This window comes from Bartonella jaculi (genome assembly GCF_039543045.1).
GTDB lineage: Bacteria > Pseudomonadota > Alphaproteobacteria > Rhizobiales > Rhizobiaceae > Bartonella > Bartonella jaculi.
Genome location: NZ_BAABIZ010000161.1, coordinates 1 through 788, shown reverse-complemented (window position 1 = coordinate 788; position 788 = coordinate 1). Strand labels below are relative to the sequence as shown.

Here is a 788-nt window from a genome sequence, read left to right as displayed (position 1 = left end):
ACAACACTGTATCTCTTGTTGTATTTTAAAGCCTCTTCAGCAGAAACCCCAGCCGGTATCCCAACGGGTAAAATGATATAGCCTCTTTTCTTACCCCGTGCACGACGCATGATACGCCCCACCGCCTGTATCACATCCACTTTGCTTTTGCGCGGGTGTAAAAACATGATCGCATCAAGAGCAGGAACATCAACACCTTCAGAAAGACAGCGTACATTGGTAAGTACACGACAAGTATTTTCCCCCGCATCTTCCTTTAACCAGTCAAGGGCTTCATGGCGCTTCTTGGCACTTTGTGTTCCATCAATATGCGCAAAGGTACACTGAAGAGGCGGCGTCTCTTTATAGAGTTTATGAAGATCAGACAATTCTTTCTGTATTTCTTGAGAATTGAAGGTGTCACAGATACGTTCAGAGGTTTTGATATCTTTACAAAAAGCCAAAGCCCGCCGCATAGGGTTAGGGTCATCACTCAAGTCAATCTTCAGATCTATTTTACTAAGAGCTTGATAACAGCCTATGATCTTGGTTTTATCATCAAGAGTAAGTTCATAATCATCATTGGTCATCAGATGTTGAATGGATTCACTCACTTCCTCTTCATTAACCCCCAAGATAATAATCTTATAAGGAACTAAGAGTTCATTCTTCACGGCTTTAGAGAATGTATAGGTGTAAAGCTCTTTTCCATAGAGTGCTTCATCGTCCATAGAGGCTAAAATGCCATTCATCTCATGGGCTTGTTTTTTGGCACTATCAGCAAAGATTTTTGGGGTTGCTGTCATATA

1 protein-coding gene is annotated in these 788 nt (G+C 41.6%); it reads right to left on the bottom strand.

The window, feature by feature from the left end; genetic code table 11:
* The coding region (locus tag ABD915_RS09960; protein WP_345117807.1) for a helicase-related protein at positions 1-788 on the bottom strand (788 nt) is incomplete at both ends.